Source organism: Lacticaseibacillus hegangensis (assembly GCF_003946465.1).
Lineage (GTDB): Bacteria > Bacillota > Bacilli > Lactobacillales > Lactobacillaceae > Lacticaseibacillus > Lacticaseibacillus hegangensis.
Window position 1 is genome coordinate 1 of record NZ_RHOL01000060.1, and the last position, 4,636, is coordinate 4,636.

At 45.3% G+C, this 4,636-nt stretch carries 6 protein-coding genes; 5 read left to right on the forward strand and 1 reads right to left on the reverse strand.

Going from position 1 to position 4,636, the window contains the following annotated elements:
- Window positions 1-251 precede the first annotated feature (251 nt).
- The 5 genes from EKM86_RS12155 (at window position 252) to EKM86_RS12175 (ending at window position 4,120) form a co-directional block, all read left to right on the forward strand.
- The gene (locus EKM86_RS12155) at window positions 252-1,139 is read left to right on the forward strand and encodes an ABC transporter ATP-binding protein (protein WP_125758342.1); all 888 of its coding nucleotides are present in this window, start codon (window positions 252-254) and stop codon (window positions 1,137-1,139) included.
- Window positions 1,136-1,897, forward strand: a complete 762-nt coding sequence (locus tag EKM86_RS12160) for an ABC transporter permease (RefSeq protein WP_125758344.1) — start codon at window positions 1,136-1,138, stop codon at window positions 1,895-1,897. Before EKM86_RS12155 ends, EKM86_RS12160 begins: the two co-directional genes overlap by 4 nt.
- The gene (locus EKM86_RS12165) at window positions 1,884-3,008 is read left to right on the forward strand and encodes a sensor histidine kinase (RefSeq protein ID WP_125758346.1); all 1,125 of its coding nucleotides are present in this window, start codon (window positions 1,884-1,886) and stop codon (window positions 3,006-3,008) included. Before EKM86_RS12160 ends, EKM86_RS12165 begins: the two co-directional genes overlap by 14 nt.
- On the forward strand, window positions 3,005-3,610 hold the full coding sequence (locus tag EKM86_RS12170) for a response regulator transcription factor (RefSeq protein ID WP_125758348.1): 606 nt from the start codon (window positions 3,005-3,007) through the stop codon (window positions 3,608-3,610). Before EKM86_RS12165 ends, EKM86_RS12170 begins: the two co-directional genes overlap by 4 nt.
- 138 nt (window positions 3,611-3,748) lie before the next feature.
- The gene (locus tag EKM86_RS12175; RefSeq protein ID WP_125758350.1) at window positions 3,749-4,120 is read left to right on the forward strand and encodes a DUF3021 family protein; all 372 of its coding nucleotides are present in this window, start codon (window positions 3,749-3,751) and stop codon (window positions 4,118-4,120) included.
- Window positions 4,121-4,301: 181 nt separating this feature from the next.
- Here EKM86_RS12175 and EKM86_RS12180 read toward each other — a convergent pair whose 3' ends face one another.
- On the reverse strand, window positions 4,302-4,517 hold the full coding sequence (locus EKM86_RS12180) for a transposase (protein WP_379909307.1): 216 nt from the start codon (window positions 4,515-4,517) through the stop codon (window positions 4,302-4,304).
- Window positions 4,518-4,636: the final 119 nt, after the last annotated feature.

The following is a 4,636-nucleotide window of genomic DNA, read 5'->3' on the forward strand; positions in this document are numbered from 1 at the left end:
CAAGAATAGGTCTTCATGACCTTTTTGTGCAAATTGGTCTGCTTTATCAGGTGTTGCACTTCGATTTTAAACCAGGGCCACATATTTGTTTGAATAGTTCCCAGGTTTTTACGTGATTTACGAATGGTCATATAACCAGGTTTGTGACACCAATCCCAAAAATTCATGACTTTTGTCATACCCATTTCATGACATTCGTTACTAGGGTTTGCCCATTACTCCGCGTATTCTGAGGACATGGAGGACAGACAATGACAGAAGCAGTTAAGATTCAGAATTTATCTTTTGATTACGGGAAGCAACCCGTCCTTAACAATGTCAACTTTTCGGTTAACGCTGGTGAAATGATTGGGGTAATTGGCGAAAATGGTGCTGGTAAAACGACGTTATTAAGACTGATGCAGGCGCAGTTGCCGATCAACGGAGAGATCTCGATTTTTGGTCATCAAGCGCATGATAAGCGTGTTTGCGACTGGCTCGGAGCCATGCCTCAAGGCGATTTAAAGCTACCGGGGGTGACGGTGCAAGAGCTGTTGGGCAATTTGAGTGCCAGTTATTCCAACCCTGCAAATATTGATCAGTTAATGCGCGACAATGGTATTGCCTCGTTGAGTAAAAAACGGATTGACCGTTTATCTGGCGGTCAACTTCGTCGAGTTACGTTCTTATCTGCACTTGTGGGCCAGCCCAGGCTGTTGTTCTTGGACGAGCCAACAGTGGGCATGGATGTCACTGCTCGTGAGAAGCTTTGGCTTCAGGTCAAGCAGATGCAACGTGAAGGTGTCACCATTATGATCACCAGTCACTATTTAGAGGAACTGCAAGATGTGGCCGATCGGTTACTGATTCTTAAATCAGGACGAATTCGGTTTCAAGGAACATTCTCAGAGCTACAAGAGGCGCATGTTCAAACTCTTTTTCGCTTTACTAGTTCGCTCTCTGAACCCCAGCTACTGCAATTACCCGGTGTTCAATCAGTGAACAAGGTTGGTAGCTATTGGGAGCTAACTAGTAACGATGGTGATCAAACCCTCGGCGCGCTTAGTCGGCAATTAAGTCAAGTGCATGAGTTAAGTGTGACGAAGCAATCTCTAGCCGATATTTTCAGTGAGATGATGCGACAGGAGGCTACCAAATGAAACCATTCGTTCAGCAGTTTAAATTTGATGTTCAGCGTGAGATTTTTCGGAATCTACCATTTTTATTTTTCTCACTACTAATGCCGGCCGGCTTTTACATTTTGTTTACGAAGGTGATGGTAAGCGGTAGCCAAGGAGAAGTACAGCAATTTTCCGGCAGCTATATGTGTAGCATGATCGTGTACAGCCTCATTATCAGCGCCTTTTTCGGACTTGCAGTGCTACTGCAACGTGATCGCCGCAGTGGCTATTTAACCCGGTTAAGTCAGACGCCAGTGGGTTTGAATGCTTACTATTGTTCGATTGCATTATGCTTCATGCTGATGACCGTTCTATCTACAGGGATTATGTTTGCACTTGCCATTGGAGTGAATCATCTCACGTTGCACATCGGGCAGATGATTTTGATAATCCTCGTTTCGCTGATTGGTGAATTGCCATTATTTGTTGTCGGTTTGCTGATTAGTCGCGTTGGCCGCGAAGAAACGTTGAGTGTGATCAGTAATCTTTTGACATTTCCGGTAGCGATTGTGAGTGGGTTATGGTGGCCAATGACAATGCTCCCACAGTGGCTTCAAGTCGTCGGCACATCTTTACCGACGTATCGGCTTAATCATTTGTTGAATAATATAGTCGCGAATCAACATTCTTCGGGGTATGATTGGCTTATTATTGCGAGTTGGCTTGCGGTTTCCGGATTGGCGGTGCTGATTCAAGAGGTGACTTTAAGGCGGTGGCGATTCAGTGTTAAAGAGTAGTCGATGGCGACAAAGATTCTCAACCTTGGAATGGACGAGCTACATCTGGCTTGTCTATGTCCCCTTCAATCTGCTTTCCTACCTGCCGCCAACCCAGCCACAGGACTGGCGTTGGTTAGCGTTGGGTGCAGTGTTTGTTGCAGTATATATTGCGGTCGTTGAGCTACCGCGATACCGAATACTCTTTATTCCATTGGAATTGATAATCTGTGCTGTTTTCTCACTGTTTGCCCTCAACAATTACATGATCATTTTTCCTGCGTGGCAAGTAGCATTCATTTTGGCACAAACTACCCGTGGGCGCAGAGCATTTCGCTGGTTCGTAGGCACCTATGAATTGATTATTGTGGCAAGCTTCGCACGCTACAGTCTGATGGCACCAAGTGACTTCAGATGGGATGGGACCGAGTTGGTTGGCGCAATTTTTCCGTTAGTCTCGCCATTTATGGCCTATTTCTTCGCCCGAGAAATTTTCACCAGTCGAACGATTCGCCAGACGAATCGCAGACTTGAAGCCGTTGTGCAGCGTAATGAACGTGAGCGAATCGCGAGGGATTTACATGATACACTTGGGCAAAGCTTCTCGATGATTACCGTTAAGTCAGAGCTGGCTAAAAAGTTACTGATCAAAGCACCAGAGCGCGTTGAGGCGGAATTAGATGACATTCAACAAACGAGCCGCAGGAACTTGCAGGTTGTCCGGGAGATTGTTAACAACTTACATCAGCAATCGATCAGTGAAATGCTGGTCACACAGGGTGCGGCGCTGAATGTTGCCAACGTGGCGCTGGTGACTTTTGGGGAAACCGAAGCTGAACAATGGCCAACGGAAATTCAGACCACCGTCTCGGCTGTCCTCCAAGAAGCTTTAACCAATGTGATTCGGCATGCACATGCAGGAAAAGTCACTGTCGGGTTCAATCGTCAACCTGCCAAATACGAAGTGACCGTCCAAGATGATGGCGATGGACAACTGTTTGAGCGACCTGGGAGCAATGGCATCAGCGGGATGCAAAATCGCCTTTTAGCAATCGGCGGGAACTTCTCAATTCGTCCCAATCGCATTGGCACACTTGTGACATGCGAGCTACCGGAGGAAGAAAAATTATGATAAGAGTTTATCTCGCAGAGGATCAAAGCATGTTGAATTCCGCGCTGACTCAAATTATCGAACTTGAGGATGATCTAACAGTGATTGGATCAGCCAAGGACGGGCAGGTAGCTTGCGATGAGGTCATGCGCTTGAAACCTGACGTTGCAGTCCTAGATATTGAAATGCCAAAGCGAACAGGGTTGGATATTGCCGACAAGATTCATCAAGCACAAATTGAAACCAAGGTCATTATTTTGACGACGTTTGCGCAAAAGGCATACTTTGAGCGGGCCGTTGCCGCTTCGGTTTCTGGTTACCTGCTTAAGGACAGCCCAAGTGATCAGCTGATTTCTGCGATTCGTGAGGTCGTTCAGGGCTTAACGCGGTTTGATCCCGAATTAGTCGTCAATATGGTATCGGCGGCGCACAATCCACTGACCGCACGTGAACAGTCGGTCTTAGTGGAGTCTGTGACGGGTGGTACGACGCATGAAATATCTGAGAGACTGCACTTGTCAGATGGTACTGTGCGGAATTACCTATCCGCCATATTTAGCAAACTGGGTGTTCGTGGTCGACTTGAGGCGATTCAAATCGCCAAAGAGAACAAATGGATTTAGAATTGGGTATCTTCAACTCGTCGCGGGTCCATGATGATTTGATTCCAAGCATCTGATTTTGGATATTCGAGGTTTTAAAACCAAAGTAGATATTCGATGACTTAATCGACATTAGAGTTTGGACCGGAAGGAGGGGCTATGTTTATCTCGCTATTATTCAAGGGGATTCTACGGGGCGGTATCCCATTTGGAATTATGAGTATCATCGCGGTTATGCTACATTTTCAGGAAAAGACTTACCAGGCCAGAAGCACGTTTTTTGTTGCACTTATTGTTTTATTCGTTGGATTAGCTTCAGTGATATATGACATAAACTCTTTAAGCTTGTTCGAGCGTAGTATTATTCATTTCTTATCAATGTTGATAACAGTTTATCCGATTTTATTAGTGAGCGGATGGTTTCCTTTGACCAATGTGAAGGATGCACTTGCCATCTTTCTTTATTTTGCCTGCTTTGGGGCAGTTATATACACAATTATGCTTACATTGGCAAAAGTGTTTAAGTGGTAGGTTAATTGGTCTAAGAAACTGTGTTTAAGTGCTTTACGCCTTAACTTCTATGGCGTCAATAAACAACAGGCGGCATTGAAATTGTATTGTCACAGCCCCAAGTTAATCGGCTCTTCGTCAAGTAGAGTTGATAGAGATTTCTATGAGTACCTAGACCTTGATTGGTCTAGGTACTCTATTTTTATACCGCCAGCTTCCGCTTGGACAACCTGAACCACACTCTTTCCAGAAAGATGCGATTGATAAAGTTGCTCCAGTTCTGGTACCCATACGCGGTGTTCTTGATTTTCTTGATCTGGCTATTGATTCCTTCTAGGAACCCATTTGAATAGTCATACCGTAAAGCGTTGAGTACTTGGCAACGATATTTACGGAGTGACTTCATTGATTGATCCATTCTGTTGCCCAGAGCTTTATAGCTCACTAGCGCTTCTTCCAACCTGGATTATTCATAGAATTTCAAAAAAGCAGCGCAATCCCACGATTCACACGGGACTGCGCTGCTTTGGTGTTTCA